Here is a 13,749-nt window from a genome sequence, read left to right on the forward strand (position 1 = left end):
GCGGCTTTAGCCGCGAAGCAAACGACGCGCTGGATGGCACCGGCTTAGCCGGTGTTCGCGGCTAAAGCCGCTCCCACAGTGGCCCAGCATCCACAGCCGGCTCTTCATGCAACGAAATCCGCGAAGTCTCGGGCAACGCCAACCCCCCGACCAACGCCACCAACGCAATCACGACCAGGTAAAACGCCGGCGCCAGGCTGCTGCCGGTCTGCCCGATCAGCCAGGTCGCCACCAACGGCGCGGTACCGCCGAACAGGGTGTAGGCCACATTGTAGGTAATCGCCGACGCGGTGTAGCGCGTACGGGTCGGGAAACTCTCCGACAGCAGCGCCGCCGTCACCACCCCACTGCACAACGCCCCCACCGCCAACAGGATCACCCCCAACAGCGCGCCGGACATCGACCCGGAACTGGCCAGCCAATAGGCCGGGAACACGCAGACCACCACCCACAGGCAGGTAAAGCCAATGGTCTTGCGCCGCCCGACCCGATCGGAAAACGCTCCGGCCAGCGGGCAACCGATGGCAGCGAAAAGCAGCGCTACAGTGGTCACCAGCAGCGATTGCGCGCGGGTCAGGTTGCCGACCAGTTGCAGGTAGGTTGCGAAGTAGGTGGTGAACATATAGAACGACAGCGCCGTCAGTGAGATGAACGCCCCCAGGTTGCGAATGGCCCGACCATGGTTGCGCAGGGTGTCCTTGAGCGGTGAGTGCTCATGCACCTTGCCCTGGGCAATGGCTTCACGGAATGCCGGTGTTTCCTCCATGCGCCAGCGCAGGTACAGCCCCACCAGGCCCAACGGCGCCGCGATCAGGAACGGGATGCGCCAGCCCCAGGCCGCCATCGCCTCGGCGGACAGGCTCGCTTCCAGGCCGTAGGCAATCACCGCTGCGCAGGCGAAGGCCGAGAAGGTCGAAACCGGCACGAAGCTGCCATAGAGCGCGCGCTTGTTGCGCGGGGCGTGCTCCATCAGGTATGCACAAGCCCCGGCATACTCCCCACCGGCCGAGAAGCCCTGCAGGCAGCGCGCCAGGGTCAGCAGCGCGGGGGCGGCAAGGCCGATGCTGGCGTAGGTCGGCAGCAGGCCGATCAGCGTGGTGGAGCCGGCCATCAACAGGATGGTCAGCGACAGGATGCGTTTGCGCCCGAGCCGGTCACCCAGCGCGCCGAACACGATCCCGCCCAGCGGTCGCAAGGCGAAGGCCACCGCGAACACCGCAAAGGTCTTCAGCAAGGCCACGCTGGGATCACCGCTGGCAAAGAACTGGCTGGCGATGAGCGTGGCGAGAAAGCCGTAGACGGCAAAGTCGAACCATTCGACGAAGTTGCCGATGGCCGAGGCAGCGATGACCCGGCGCAGGGTGGCGGGGGATACCTCATGAGTTGCGGACATGTGGGAACGCTCCGGTTTCCAAAGGCAGCCTGGAGGGAATGTGAGGCGGTCCATGCCGCGTCATCATTTTTTGTTCCAGGCAGTAGACCGGCAGGTGGAGCTCCGCGCTTCCACGTGGGCGACATCGGGATATCTGTTTCGACCGCTGTGTCTATTCTGTGGGGTCAGATGCACACGCTCAGGGCCGGTTGACCCGCCACGGTGCGTAGTTCATTTCGCTGTAACCCGTTGCCAGGCCCTGCTCATCTACCTCGAAGCCGGGCAGCTTGCTCAGGTCCAGTGCCATGCAGCGGCTGTTCAATTGAGCTTGCAGGTTGCCATCGAGTTTGAAGGCATCCTTGCGCAGCGGATGTGGGTACAACTGCACCAGGCAGCCTTCGACCTTGCCCTGGGCGTTGGCCTGGTAGTAAAGCGACGCGGTGCCGATGCTGGTCACAGGCTGATCGCGCAGCAAGTGCTCCCAGAAAAAGTCCCGTTGGGCATACGCCTTGCGCCGCAGCGTGCCAGGCGCCTGTTCCGATCGCGGCAGCACGATGTACAGCGGTGCGAGCACATGCACGGTGCCATCTTCTTCGCGCATGGCGGCGGGCGCTACGGGATAGATGGTTTTCCAGCATTGCGCCTCGACCATGCGGGTCAAGGCCTTGATGTCGGTTGCCATCACGCCGGCCGGCAGCGCCATCTGGTATTTGACGGGCGCGCGTATGGCCTTGCAGCTGGTTGGGGCAGACTGCCGATCCAGTTTGACTTCGAGCAGCACCGCACCGATCTGCTCGCCCGTGTCAGCCGTTGCCATGCTGTGGATCAGCGTTCGTTGCATGTCGTTGATGAAACTTTGACGCTTTTGTTCATCCTCCTTGGATACGGGTGCTGACTGGCAGCCGGCCAGGGTGATGAAAGCAGTGGCGAATAGGGCGGGGGACAGCGATCTGAACACGTCGACTTCCTTGATAGAGCTGTAAGCCGGAGCTTCATGTGCCGGCAGTTGTGATGAGCGCAGATTATCACTGAATATCTGTTGACTGTGCCGGCCCTTTCGCGGGGCGAGCCCGCTCCCACACGGTGGAGAAATCTGTGGGAGCGGGCTCGCCCCGCGAAGAGGCCGGCACAGTCAAACGATCAGAAGCGCATATCCACCGCCACCTCGAACGTCCTCGGCGCGCCCATGTAGTATTGCAATCCATACGCCTGCTTGGCATAGACCTCGTCCGTCAGGTTGCGTACCCGCCCGGTGACCGTGGTGTGTTCGTCCAGTCGGTAGCGGGCGAAGGCCCCGAACAGGGTATAGGCCGGCGCCTTCAGCGTGTTGGCGTTATCCGCGTACACCGACCCCACATAGCGCCCATCGACCCCCGCCGACCACGCCGGTGAGAAGCTATAGGTCAGCCACAGATTGCCGACATTGGCCGGCACGTTCACCGGCGCATTGCCCTTGCGCGACACCGACACGCCATTGACCGCCTCGTTGAATTCATCGTACTCGGCATCGACATACGCATAATTGGCCTCGGCCAACAGCTTCGAGGTGACCTGCAAGCGCCCCGACAGTTCGATGCCGCGCGAGGTCTGCTGGCCGGCCTGTACCGTCAGGTTGGGGTTGTTGGAATCGCGCACGGCAAAGTCTTTGCGCACGATCTGGTACAAGGCAACGGTCGCTGCGCCGCGGCCATCGAGGAAGTCGAACTTGCTGCCGACTTCCCATTGCTCGCCCTTGGACAGGTCGAACAGCCCCACGTTGGAGTAGGTCGCCGCAGCCAGCGAGCCGGCGGGCAAGTCGGCGGAGTTGCTGTACTGCGCGTAGACGCTGGCCGACGGCGTCAGCTCATAGGTCAGGCCGATACGCCCCGACAGCGGCTCCCAGCGCCGTTCGAAATAGGCCGGGGAGGTGGGCGTGACGGCGCCGTAGTTGGTGACCTCCATGTCCAGGTAGTCGTAACGCAGGGCCGTGAGCAGTGCCAGTCGATCGCTAAGCTGCAGTCGATTCTCGGCGAACACGGCGCGGTTGCTCACCTCATGGCGGCGCTGCTTGGTAAGTCCGGCGTTCACGCCCGGGATGTCGTCGAAGCTGCCGGGGTCGAAGTGGTCAGGGTCGACCTCGTCGTTCCAGCTGCCCGACGTCGGGTACAGCGTCTGGCGCATGCGCGAGTAGTCCAGGCCCAGCGACCACTGGCTAGTCAGGCCGAACAGCTGGTTGTCGTGGCGCAGTTCGATGCGGTCGCCCAGCACGTTCTGGTCGTGGCGCTGCAGGTAGGGGCTGGCGCGCAGTACGTTGCCGTCGCTGGTGTAGCTGTAGCGCTCGACGTTGCGGTAATCGCGCTGAGCGTTGTAGTGGTAGAGGGTGTTCTGCACGCTGGTGCTGTCGCTGATCCGGTAGTCGAGGATCGAGCGCAACCAGCGTACGCGCTGCTCGTAGCGGCCGTCGGCGACGTTGTAGTTTTCGAAGCGGCGGCTGTTGTCGATCTTCATGGTGCTGCGCCCAGGCAGGATCGGCGAGCCCCAGTAGGGGCTGTCTTCGCTGTCTTCCTGGTACTCCAGCGCCAGGGTGTGGGTGAGGTCTGGCGTCAGGTCGCTGAGCAGCGAAAACGCCAGGCTGTCGGTCTGGCGTTCATTGCGGTCTATGTAGCCGTTGCCCTGGCCGTGGCTGTAATCCAGGCGCATGAAGTGGCGAGCATCGGCCGGGTTGCTGGCCAGGGCCTGGTTGATGCCGAAGGCCACTTCCGAATCGTCGAAGCTGCCATAGCGAATGCGCCCGTCGATGATCTGCTGATCGCGGCTGGCGAGCTTGGTGATGTAGTTGATCGAGCCACCGACCGCGCCCGCACCATGCAGGAACGAGGACGGCCCGCCGATCAGCTCGACCCGGTCCAGCACCCAGGCGTCGATGGGCCGGGTGGCGCTGCTGTAGCCAAGGTTGATGCCGTTGTACAGCTGGGTCACCTGGTTCTGGGTAAAGCCGCGGTAGCTGACGAAACCGCCGTAGCCGGGGTTGGCCGAGGCGTTCACGCCAGTCATGGCATTGATCACGTCCTGGCTGTCCTTGGCGCCGCGTTCTTCGATGACGCGGCGGTCGGATACGCTCACCGACGCGGGTGTTTCGCGGGCGGTCAGGCCCAGGCGCGAGCCGGTACGGATCGGCTCGTCCAGCTGCACGCCGGTAGGCGCTTCGCGCTGGCCATCAATGGTGGTGGCGGTGAGTTCAACGGCGGTGTCGTCCGCCCAGGCGTAAGTGCAGGTGCTCATCAGGAGCACCAGAGAGGTATTGCGGAGCATGTTGTTATGTCTTCCACGCAAAGGTCATGGCTGACCGCACGCACGCAGGCAGGCGCGCCGGGTCAGGCGAGATGATTGGCTGATGCGGGGAAGACGACGGGGGAGGCGCGGGGGTTGAGGGCTGGGCGTTGATAGCGTGGGGGCGGTTGCGCCCAACTGCGCACGACGATGGGCGAAGTGGCAGCGGTTTGCGCTGGTGCGAATGACCAACCGTCGCTGCTGAGCGGCACCGCCATGCCGAACGATGAACACACCGGGCAGTCGAGCTGGGCCATGTGCTGGTCGCCGCCGGCGCCATCCAGGTCGATGGCCACGCCGTGCTCGCTGTTGATCGAGCAAAAACCACCTTCCAGGCCGGCCAGGCGCAGGCCGCCCATCTGGCCATGGTGCAAACCGCACAGCAACAGGCTGAACAGGACGCTGGCATAGAGCGTCCAGGCAGTCAGCGAGCGAGTGTGCCGGGTGATTTTCATGGCGGCGAATCTACCACCCGGATGGACGGTCGGGTAGTCGCTCTCGGTTTACCTGCTGCGCGACAGGTTGTCGCAGGTCAGGCGGCGCGTTCCAGCACGTCCAGCAGGTCGACGAATTCCAAGGCCAATTTGTGCTTTGGCGCAAGGTGCACCAAGGGCACCGACGCCTGGTGCGATTCGCGCATCTTGATCGAGCTGCTCAGGTACACCGGCAGCACCGGCATGCCCTCTTCGCGCAACTGATCGACCAGGGTCTGGTGCAGCGCCGTGCGCCCGGCGAACTGGTTGACCACCACACCTTCCACCTGCAGCGCCGGGTTGTGGTCCTGGCGTAGCTCCTCGACCTCGGCCATCACACAGTGCAGCGCCTGGCGCGAGAAGCTGTCGCAGTCGAACGGGATCAGCAGGCGTTGCGCGGCCACCAATGCGCTGAAGGTGTAGAAATTGAGCGCAGGCGGCGTGTCGATGTAGATTCGCTCGTAGTCCTCGCCCAGCTCCACCAGCAGCTTGCGCAGCTTGTTGATCTTGAACTTGCTCTCCAGCTTGCTCTGCAGGTCGCTGAGGTCGGGGCTGGCGGTGATCAGGTGCAGGTTGCTGTAGCGGGTTTCGGTAATTGCCACGCGGTGCTTCTTGCCCGAGGCGGTGACCGGCGACAAGGTCTGGCGGAAGAAGTCGGCGATGCCGGCAGGGATGGCGTCGTTGGTCAGGCCGGTCAGGTAATAGGTGGCATTGGCCTGCGGGTCGAGGTCGACCAGCAGCGTACGATAGCCCTCCGCGGCACTGGCGGCGGCCAGGTTGCAAGCGATGCTGGATTTGCCGACGCCACCTTTCTGATTGAAAACCACACGACGCATGAGACGCTCATCCATGAAGAAGGGAAATGTCAGGTTGGGGTCAATCCTATGACCGAAAGACGACAGTTTTATGACAAAGCTTGTTACAAACTGCTTTTTGGCGCTCTAGCACGGCTGTTTGAGGTAGCGCTCGTAGAAAGTCAGCGTGGCCAGGTTCTTGTCCTTGGCCTCGAACATGATGTCGAAGCGGTCGCTGAACTGTAGCGCATAACGGTTGGTCCAGTCGTTCCACATCTGGGCGCTGTGCGCATAGAGATCGCGCTTGTTCACTTTTTCCAGCAGGGCGGGGATGGTCAGCTTGGCTGCGGCATCGAAACCCAGGGTCTGAAGATGTTCCGGGGGCTGTGAGTAATGCATGGTCGGGCGTACGCCGCGCCAACTGGCGATGACCCTGTTGACGCGTGGGTCGTTCGGGTCGATGTAGTCGCCTTCGTGGATCCAGCAATGGTGGATATCCAGCACTACCGGCGCCAGGTCTGCCAACGACAGGCAGTCATCGACGCCGTAGGTCTTTTCGTCGTTTTCGAAGGTGATCACATTGCGCGCCACCTGCGACAACCTCGGCCACACTTCGCGAATGCCTTGCGCGCCCAGGCGCCCGGCGATGTGGATATTGCACTTGAAGTCCTGGAAGCGTTGACCGAAACCCATCATGCCGATCATGTCGGCGTGGTATTCGAACTCGGCAAGGCTGTTCTCAACCACTTCGGGGCGGTCTGAGCCGAGTACACAATATTGGCCCGGGTGCATCGACAGGCGTATATCCGTGCTGCGGGCGAGATCACCAATGGCCGAAAAGCCTTTGCTCATCAGCGCCTGGAAGTCGCTGTCGTGATAGACAGGCGCGATGCTGGGGTGGCTGTACAGCGGCAGCAGGTCGCTGCTCAGGCGCACCATGCGCAACATGGCGGGAAGCTCGGCGACGTAGTCCAGCAGGCGCAATTGGGCATCAAGGTTGTGCTGTACCAGCTCGAATAGCTTGGCGCGGGCGGCTTCCGGGCTTGCCCCGGTCAACCAGCGCAGCGTCGTGGTGCGCGGATTGAACGTTCGCTCGATGGTCTCCAGCGCCTTGATCGAAAGGCTGCGGTGGGGGTGGCGGTACATGCAGGCAAAGCCCAGGCGGGGCATGGTGGTCTCCAGGCTCGGGTATGAGCGTTGGACTGCGTCTGCAAGCGAACGATCAATCGGGCGTCAGGAACCGGCGTCTTCCAGCGCGTTCAGCTCGTCTTCCACCAGCTGCAGGCGCTGCTTGGCCAATGCCTGGGCCTTTTCATCGCGAGCGGTTTCGCGCATCAGACGGGTGAGTTTCTCGCTCAGGCGTTGCCCGTCCTCGGTCTCTTCCAGTGCCCTGGCCTTGGCCGGGTCGCGGGTGACCTCGACGATGGTAGCGAACTCGGCGTCGCTGAAATTCTTCTCGCTGTAGAGCTTGTACAGGTCCTGGCGCTGGTCTTCGACCGTGAGGTGCTTGCGCAGCACGCTGCGGATGGTGTCTTCGGCCAGCTGTGGGTGGGTGCGGGTGAGCAACGACGCCATGCGCTCGATGTTGTGCGCGTAGGCCTCCTGTAACGGCAGATTGGCCAGGATCTGCTCTTCGCGGGTGGGTTTCTGGTCGCAGGCGGTGAGGGCGGCGGTGAACAGCAGGGGCAGCAGCAACTTCGGGATGCGGGGCATGGGGTGGCCTTGGGCGCGCGATTCAGGTGGGGATTATAGCGAGGTCGGGACGATGCCCGCGAGCCATACCAGTACTAAGGAATGTGCTGTAGGGTAGGGGCCCCTTTTGCCTACGCCATGCTGACCGCCCCATGCCGAACTGGATCATCCAATCGCCCCGCCCTGAGGCCGTGGCCGAAGTCGTTGATTTCGTCGACAGCGCCCGCCGTGCGCTATTCCCCTTGCTCGCCAACTCGCCGTTGCCCAAAGACCTGAGCCATTTCGAGGCAACCTATCTGGACGGCGAGGGGCACTTTCTTGAAGCCCGTGATCGAGGCCGATTAGTCGCTGCCATCGGTTACCTGCCGTACGACCATCGCTTTTGCCAACTCGATTACCACGGCAAGCATGTAGTCGAAATCGTGCGGCTGTTCGTGCTCCCCGAATACCGCCGCCATGGATTGGCCGCCGCATTGTTTGCGTCGTTGCGTGAGCATGCTGTCGGGGCCGGCATCGAATGCCTGTACCTGCACACGCACCCATTTCTACCTGGGGCTATCCGGTTTTGGGAGCGGCAGGGGTTCGTGGTGACTGACGTTGAAGATAATCCAGTGTGGCGGACTACGCACATGGAACAGTGGCCAGCTGCGTAGGATTTTTCCTGTTGTTCAGTCGCTGGCGTGGACACCCGGTTCATTTTCAACAGCCGACCATTTCCTTACCTTAGGGTCTCTGACGATGATGAGAAGGAAATCACATGGCCCATCTGGCACTGTACAAACTGCAACTGCTCGATGAATTCGAGAGCCGAAACGACAACTGGAGCTTTGGCGATTTCGAGCGGCGGTTGAGCGAGGTATGGCCCAAGTCCTCCTATCACGATGCCAAGGGCATCATCAACGCGGCGCACCAGGAGCGTAAGTGGCCGAGGACGGTGAAGCGGTATCTGCTGACCAACTATCAGGTACATGGGAATGTCAGTTCGGAGTTCAACGATACCTTTGCTGATGTCGTGGCAGCGATGAGTGAGCAAGAGCGGCGAGATTGGGGGGTGGCTTAGCATTTCGGCCGGGTAGAGAACACTGCACGAGAGGGTGCCGCTTACTATGTGGGAGCGGGCTTGTCCCGCGAAACAGGCGCCGCGCAGGATGGCACGGGCTTCGCCCGTGTTCGCGGGGCAAGCCCGCTCCCACAGTTTTCAGAAACCGCCTGTCAACGGCCACTCCACCGCCAGGCGGATCTGATCCCCATCCAGCTCCGCCTGCGCCGTATCCCCGCGGTGCATGTTGTGCCTGATCGAGAACGTGGTCCCTTTCGCCTTGCCGCTCTGCACCACATACCGCGCCTCGAGGTCCCGCTCCCAGTGCTTGCCATCCTTGCCATACCCCAGGTACGCATACCCGCCAGTGGGGTCCACATGCGTCCCATCGATATCGAACCCGCGCACATACAGTGCCGTCAGGTTCAACCCCGGCACGCCATACGCACCCATGTTCAGGTCATACCGCGCCTGCCAGGACTTCTCGTTCGGCGCGTTGAAGTCGGACATCTGCACCGCGTTACCCAGGAAGATCGCGCCACGCGTCACGTAGTCGAACGGCGTGTTGCCATCCACCTGTTGCCAGCCGAGGCTGAAGCTGTGCGGGCCTTGGCTGTAGCGCGATACCAGGCTCCAGGTGGTGTTGTCGATGCGCCCGGACAGGGCCTTGCCGGTGTCGGTGGTGCGGTACAGGTTGAGGTCCAGGCTCAGGCTGCGGCGGTCGTCCAGAGCGTGGGTGATGGTGCTGCCGAGGTAGTGCTGGTTCCAGGTGTCTTCGTAGCGCGAGGTGTACAGGCTGCCACTGAACGCGGCGCTGGGGTTCCACACCACGCCGGCGAGGTCGAAGGTGTTGCCCTGGCGGCCGTTGGAGTAGTTGACCACGAAGCCTTGGTCATGGCTCGAAGCGTTGCGGTCGGTGCTTTCGTTGAAGTGCCCTGCCACCAGTTTGAGCTTGTCGATTTCGTTGCTGGTGAGGAAGAACCCCGTCGCGGTTTCAGGTAGCAGGCGGCTGTCGGAAGAACTGAACACCGGTGTCTTCACCCGCTGCTCACCATAAGACAGCACAGTGTTGGACAGGCGCAGCTTCAACGCCGCACCACCGCGGCTGTATTCGTTCTTCGGGTGGCCGTCGTTGTCCACGCCGAGCAAGCGCGCCTTGCCGGCGCGGCCGCCGCCACTGTCGAGCTGCACGCCAAGGTAGGCGTGGGCATCCACGCCCACTCCGATCAGGCCCTGGGTGAAGCCGGACTGGAACGTACCCATCAGACCGTAGGCCCATTCCTCCGCTAGGCCGTTGCGTTCGCTGCGCGGTTTGTAGGCATTGCGCGCAGCGCTGTTGCGCCCACCATGCTTGTAATCGCGCTGGTCGAACACCGTTCGGTTGAGGAGGCTCCAGGTGCTGTCTTCGATCAGGCCATTGCTTTGCGACTGCGCAGACTCGGCGAGCGCCAAGGGTGCGAGGCTAAGCAGCGGCAGGGCCAGCAGAATGCGACTCATTGTCCGGCCTCCAGCTGCTGCAGCTGGGTCGCGAAGCGCGCCTGTGCACGTGCCGGCAACCCCGCAGGTAGTGCGGTCGAATCGGTATCGCCGACCTGAATCAGCATCACCATACCCATCGCCAGGTGCGGAATGCACTGGATGCCGTACAGCCCTGGCACCGTGAAGGTCTGCTCGAACGGCTGATTCAGCTTGCTTTTGAACGCCTCGGCACCGGTTGGCAGTAAGCCCGGCACGCTGGCCGCGTTATGGCCGCTCTGGGTCGGCAGGAAGCGAACGGTGTCGCCCGCAGCGATGCGCAGGTGGTCAGGCTCGTAGACCATGGCGCCGGCCGTTCCGCGGTTGAGCATCTTCACTTCATGCACTTCGGCCTGGGCGGCGAAGGGCAGCAGGGCGCTGGCGAGCAGCAGGGCGGTGGAGCGCAACAGCATGACAGAGACTTCCATTTTCAAGGGGCGCGAAAGCGCAGGATGCGCGCGCCGTCGAAGGGGTCGGTGAGGTAGCGGGCGTGCACGCCGAAGGTGCTTAGCAGGCGTTCGGGAGTGAGGACTTCCAGCGGCTTGCCGAGCGCCACCAGGCGGCCTTGATCGAGCACCGCCACGCGGTCGCAGGTCAGTGCCTGGTTCAGGTCGTGCAAGGCCACCAGGGTGGTCACCGGCAGCGCCTGCACCTGCTGCAGCAAGCTCAGCTGGTGCTGGATGTCGAGGTGGTTGGTCGGCTCGTCCAGCAGCAATACTTGCGGGCGTTGGGCCAGGGCGCGGGCGATGTGTACGCGCTGGCGTTCTCCTCCGGACAGCGAACCCCAGATGCGCGTGCGCAGGTGCGCAGCATCGAGGTCGGCCAGGGCCTGTTCGACGATGGCGTGGTCGTCTTTGGAGAATGGTGCCAGGGCCGACAACCACGGCGTGCGGCCGAGGGCTACCGCGTCGAATACGCTGATCGCGTCGAGGGTATCCGCCTGTTGTTCGACCAGCGCCAAGGCCTGGGCAATACGCCGGCGTGGCAGGCGAGCGAGGGGCTCGCCGAGCAGCTGGACGCTGCCGCTGTGCGGTGTGCGTAAACCCGCCAGCAGCTTGAGCAGGGAGGATTTGCCCGAGCCATTCGGGCCGACGATGCCGAGTGTTTCACCGGCAACGACGCTCAGGTCGATATCACGCAGCACGCTGTTGCCCGACAGTTGCAGGCTCAGGCCCTTGCAGGCGAGGGGGGCGACGTGCAAGGGGGCCATGACAGTCATACGCGCCCCCTGCGGCTTACCAGAATCAAGGCGAATACGGGTGCACCGATCAATGCCGTGACGACACCCACCGGGATCACTTGCCCGGGTATCAACGTGCGCGACAGCATGTCGGCAGCGATCAGGAACAACGCACCGCCCAGGGCGCTGGCCGGCAGCAGGCGGCTATGGCCGGGACCCAGCAGCAGGCGCAGGGCGTGCGGAATCACCAGCCCGACAAAACCGATGGCGCCAACGATGGACACCATCACCGCCGTCACCAGCGCCGCGCAGCTGATCAGCAGCAACTGGCTGCGGCGCACCGGGATGCCCAGCGATGCCGCCGAATCGGCGCCGAAGGTGAAGGCGTCCAGCGTACGGCGGTGCCACAGGCACACCACCAGCCCGAACAGCGCCACCGGCACTGCCAGCCACACCGAAGGCCAACGCACGCCGCTGAGGTTGCCCAGCAGCCAGAACAGAATGCCGCGCGCCTGTTCGGCGGTGGCCGACTTGGTGATCAGGAAGGCGGTCAGGGCGTTGAACAGTTGCGAACCGGCGATGCCAGCCAGGATCACCTGGGCGTTGTTGCTGCTCGGGCCGGCGGCGCGCGCCAGCACCAACACCAGGCCGAAGGCCGCGACAGCGCCAACGAAGGCGCCGCCAGACATGCTCAGCGCCGCGCTGCCCAGGCCCAGCAGACCGACCAGCACAGCGCCTGTCGAGGCGCCGGCCGAAAGGCCCAGCAGATAGGGTTCGGCCAGTGGATTGCGCAGCAGCGCCTGCAGGATCACCCCACAGGTCGCCAGCCCAGCGCCGCAGGCCGCAGCGACCAGGGTGCGGGTCAGGCGGTAGTTCCAGATGATGCCGGCGTCGATCGGGTCGACCGGGTAACCGGCCTGCCAAAGATGATTGGCCAATACCTGGTACACAACGCGTAGCGACACCGTGGTTTCGCCAATCGCCGTGCCTGCCAGCAAGGCGGCGAGCAAGGCGATCAGGGCCAGGGCGGTGCAGGGCAGCAGACGCTTCATCACTGGGCCGCTTTACCGCTGGCGAAGGCCGTCGACAGGGTCTGCAGGCCACGGAACAGGCGGATGCCGGCCTGCATGGCGTCGGCGTCGAGGATGATGATGCGGTTGTTCTTCACCGCATCCATGTGCTGGGTGACCGGGTCGCTGTGGAGGAATTCGAGTTTCTTCTGGTAATCGTCGGCCGGGAAGCGGCGGCGGTCCATGCGGGCGATGATCAGCCAGGTCGGGTTGGCCTTGGCGAGGGTTTCCCAGCCCACGGTCGGCCATTCTTCGGTGGATTCGACCACGTTGCGCACACCCAGGGTACGCAGCATGAAGTCGGCGACACCTTGTTGTCCGGCGACGTAGGGGTCAATGTCCAGGTCGGCGCTGGAGAACCAGAACAGCGCTGAGGTATTGCTCAGATCCTTGCCGGCCAGTTGTTGCTTGGCAGCGTCCAGGCGGGCTTTGAGGTCGGCGTTCAGCGCCGCGCCACGGTCCTGCACGTCGAAGATTTCAGCTAGCTGGCTGACGCTTTTATAGATGCTGTCGACCTGGAAGGCCTGCAGGCGGGTGCCGTCGGCACCGACCAGGTTGTCCTTGCCTTCGCAGTCCGAGGGCAGCAGGTAGGTGGGAATCTTCAGTTCGTTGAATTGTTCGCGGGTGGCGACCACGCCCTGGGCGCCGACCATCCATTCGAACTGCACGGCCACCAACTGCGGGCGCTTGCCGACCACCGCTTCGAAGCTTGGGTCGTTGTCGGCCAGGCGCGGCACCTTGTCGTTCAGCGCCTTGTACTCGGGCAACACGTTGTTGAACCACAACGAAGTGCCGGCCAGCTTTTCGCCCAGGCCCAGCGCATAGAGCATTTCCGTGCCGGCCTGGCCGATGGTCACCGCGCGCTCGGGGGCCTGGGCGAAGGTTTGCGGCGCGCCGCAGTTGTCTACGGTGAGCGGGTAATGGGTGGCGGCGGCATGGGCCACACCGGTGAGGCTGAGGCCGGCGAGCAGTGTGGCGAAACGGGGCAGCATGGGGACGATCTCCTATCGGACAGTTCACGGAAGAACGCACGGACAGGCATCGCCGAGCCCCTGCAGCCGGCAGGGGCAACACTGATGGCCAATCCCGGACACCCCGCCGGTTGGTGAATGTAGGCCGGCAGGTCTCCTGACTGGTGCGTCGTCGTTCGGCTCCGGCCTTCCCGGACCTGAGATCCAGTGGCATTGATGAAGCGAACTCGGCACCTACAGTTGCGGGGGCAGTTCCCTTTGGCGCGCCACGGCGGCCTGGGATTCCCTATTATTTCCGTGGTGGAAACCGGCGGCCCGCATGGTAGACCATCAG

General features: G+C 63.6%; 14 protein-coding genes and 1 riboswitch. Of the genes, 2 read left to right on the forward strand and 12 right to left on the reverse strand.

Annotated features, from left to right (window positions below; translation table 11 throughout):
• Positions 1–61: 61 nt before the first annotated feature.
• From ACIPZF_RS19330 to ACIPZF_RS19360, 7 genes are all read right to left on the reverse strand, one after another.
• On the reverse strand, positions 62–1,393 hold the full coding sequence (locus ACIPZF_RS19330; RefSeq protein WP_400802157.1) for an MFS transporter: 1,332 nt from the start codon (positions 1,391–1,393) through the stop codon (positions 62–64).
• A 178-nt stretch (positions 1,394–1,571) separates the two neighbouring features.
• Positions 1,572–2,330, reverse strand: coding sequence for a hypothetical protein (locus tag ACIPZF_RS19335; RefSeq protein ID WP_400802159.1), 759 nt, complete (start codon positions 2,328–2,330; stop codon positions 1,572–1,574).
• 182 nt (positions 2,331–2,512) lie between these two features.
• Positions 2,513–4,663: a TonB-dependent receptor gene (locus ACIPZF_RS19340; protein ID WP_400802161.1), complete on the reverse strand. Its 2,151-nt coding sequence runs from the start codon at positions 4,661–4,663 to the stop codon at positions 2,513–2,515.
• A 62-nt stretch (positions 4,664–4,725) separates the two neighbouring features.
• Complete coding sequence (locus ACIPZF_RS19345; protein ID WP_400802163.1) at positions 4,726–5,136, reverse strand: DUF2946 domain-containing protein; 411 nt, start codon at positions 5,134–5,136, stop codon at positions 4,726–4,728.
• Positions 5,137–5,213: 77 nt separating this feature from the next.
• The gene (locus ACIPZF_RS19350; RefSeq protein WP_400802165.1) at positions 5,214–5,990 is read right to left on the reverse strand and encodes a ParA family protein; all 777 of its coding nucleotides are present in this window, start codon (positions 5,988–5,990) and stop codon (positions 5,214–5,216) included.
• 105 nt (positions 5,991–6,095) lie between these two features.
• The gene (gene uvsE, locus ACIPZF_RS19355) at positions 6,096–7,118 is read right to left on the reverse strand and encodes a UV DNA damage repair endonuclease UvsE (protein ID WP_400802167.1); all 1,023 of its coding nucleotides are present in this window, start codon (positions 7,116–7,118) and stop codon (positions 6,096–6,098) included.
• 63 nt (positions 7,119–7,181) lie between these two features.
• The gene (locus ACIPZF_RS19360; protein ID WP_400802169.1) at positions 7,182–7,661 is read right to left on the reverse strand and encodes a hypothetical protein; all 480 of its coding nucleotides are present in this window, start codon (positions 7,659–7,661) and stop codon (positions 7,182–7,184) included.
• Between the two features lie 131 nt (positions 7,662–7,792).
• On the opposite strand from ACIPZF_RS19360, the gene ACIPZF_RS19365 reads away from it, so the two are divergent.
• Both ACIPZF_RS19365 and ACIPZF_RS19370 read left to right on the forward strand, forming a co-directional pair.
• Entirely contained in the window at positions 7,793–8,293 is a 501-nt protein-coding gene (locus tag ACIPZF_RS19365; RefSeq protein ID WP_400802171.1) for a GNAT family N-acetyltransferase, read from the forward strand.
• Between the two features lie 104 nt (positions 8,294–8,397).
• Positions 8,398–8,700 (forward strand): hypothetical protein, encoded by a 303-nt coding sequence (locus ACIPZF_RS19370; RefSeq protein ID WP_400802173.1) that lies wholly within the window; start codon positions 8,398–8,400, stop codon positions 8,698–8,700.
• A 138-nt stretch (positions 8,701–8,838) separates the two neighbouring features.
• Here ACIPZF_RS19370 and ACIPZF_RS19375 read toward each other — a convergent pair whose 3' ends face one another.
• The 5 genes from ACIPZF_RS19375 to ACIPZF_RS19395 are packed head-to-tail and all read right to left on the reverse strand — an operon-like array spanning position 8,839 to position 13,436.
• The gene (locus tag ACIPZF_RS19375; protein ID WP_400802175.1) at positions 8,839–10,176 is read right to left on the reverse strand and encodes an OprD family porin; all 1,338 of its coding nucleotides are present in this window, start codon (positions 10,174–10,176) and stop codon (positions 8,839–8,841) included.
• Complete coding sequence (locus ACIPZF_RS19380) at positions 10,173–10,607, reverse strand: pseudoazurin (protein ID WP_400802177.1); 435 nt, start codon at positions 10,605–10,607, stop codon at positions 10,173–10,175. The genes ACIPZF_RS19375 and ACIPZF_RS19380 overlap by 4 nt, the downstream gene beginning before the upstream one ends.
• A gap of 17 nt (positions 10,608–10,624) precedes the next feature.
• Complete coding sequence (locus ACIPZF_RS19385) at positions 10,625–11,413, reverse strand: ABC transporter ATP-binding protein (RefSeq protein ID WP_400802179.1); 789 nt, start codon at positions 11,411–11,413, stop codon at positions 10,625–10,627.
• The gene (locus tag ACIPZF_RS19390; protein WP_400802181.1) at positions 11,410–12,426 is read right to left on the reverse strand and encodes a FecCD family ABC transporter permease; all 1,017 of its coding nucleotides are present in this window, start codon (positions 12,424–12,426) and stop codon (positions 11,410–11,412) included. The genes ACIPZF_RS19385 and ACIPZF_RS19390 overlap by 4 nt, the downstream gene beginning before the upstream one ends.
• Complete coding sequence (locus ACIPZF_RS19395; protein WP_400802183.1) at positions 12,426–13,436, reverse strand: ABC transporter substrate-binding protein; 1,011 nt, start codon at positions 13,434–13,436, stop codon at positions 12,426–12,428. The genes ACIPZF_RS19390 and ACIPZF_RS19395 overlap by 1 nt, the downstream gene beginning before the upstream one ends.
• A 108-nt stretch (positions 13,437–13,544) precedes the next feature.
• Positions 13,545–13,742: riboswitch (cobalamin riboswitch) on the reverse strand.
• Positions 13,743–13,749: the final 7 nt, after the last annotated feature.

This window comes from Pseudomonas sp. NPDC089752 (assembly GCF_044748725.1).
Lineage (GTDB): Bacteria > Pseudomonadota > Gammaproteobacteria > Pseudomonadales > Pseudomonadaceae > Aquipseudomonas.

Excerpts from the sequence above, each read along its gene's own strand:
- ACIPZF_RS19370 (WP_400802173.1), top strand. The coding sequence starts at position 8,398 with ATGGCCCATCTGGCACTGTACAAACTGCAACTGCTCGATGAATTCGAG.
- uvsE (WP_400802167.1), bottom strand. The coding sequence starts at position 7,118 with ATGCCCCGCCTGGGCTTTGCCTGCATGTACCGCCACCCCCACCGCAGC.
- ACIPZF_RS19390 (WP_400802181.1), bottom strand. The coding sequence starts at position 12,426 with ATGAAGCGTCTGCTGCCCTGCACCGCCCTGGCCCTGATCGCCTTGCTC.
- ACIPZF_RS19350 (WP_400802165.1), bottom strand. The coding sequence starts at position 5,990 with ATGCGTCGTGTGGTTTTCAATCAGAAAGGTGGCGTCGGCAAATCCAGC.
- ACIPZF_RS19395 (WP_400802183.1), bottom strand. The coding sequence starts at position 13,436 with ATGCTGCCCCGTTTCGCCACACTGCTCGCCGGCCTCAGCCTCACCGGT.
- ACIPZF_RS19340 (WP_400802161.1), bottom strand. The coding sequence starts at position 4,663 with ATGCTCCGCAATACCTCTCTGGTGCTCCTGATGAGCACCTGCACTTAC.
- ACIPZF_RS19385 (WP_400802179.1), bottom strand. The coding sequence starts at position 11,413 with ATGACTGTCATGGCCCCCTTGCACGTCGCCCCCCTCGCCTGCAAGGGC.
- ACIPZF_RS19345 (WP_400802163.1), bottom strand. The coding sequence starts at position 5,136 with ATGAAAATCACCCGGCACACTCGCTCGCTGACTGCCTGGACGCTCTAT.
- ACIPZF_RS19365 (WP_400802171.1), top strand. The coding sequence starts at position 7,793 with ATGCCGAACTGGATCATCCAATCGCCCCGCCCTGAGGCCGTGGCCGAA.
- ACIPZF_RS19375 (WP_400802175.1), bottom strand. The coding sequence starts at position 10,176 with ATGAGTCGCATTCTGCTGGCCCTGCCGCTGCTTAGCCTCGCACCCTTG.
- ACIPZF_RS19330 (WP_400802157.1), bottom strand. The coding sequence starts at position 1,393 with ATGTCCGCAACTCATGAGGTATCCCCCGCCACCCTGCGCCGGGTCATC.
- ACIPZF_RS19360 (WP_400802169.1), bottom strand. The coding sequence starts at position 7,661 with ATGCCCCGCATCCCGAAGTTGCTGCTGCCCCTGCTGTTCACCGCCGCC.
- ACIPZF_RS19380 (WP_400802177.1), bottom strand. The coding sequence starts at position 10,607 with ATGCTGTTGCGCTCCACCGCCCTGCTGCTCGCCAGCGCCCTGCTGCCC.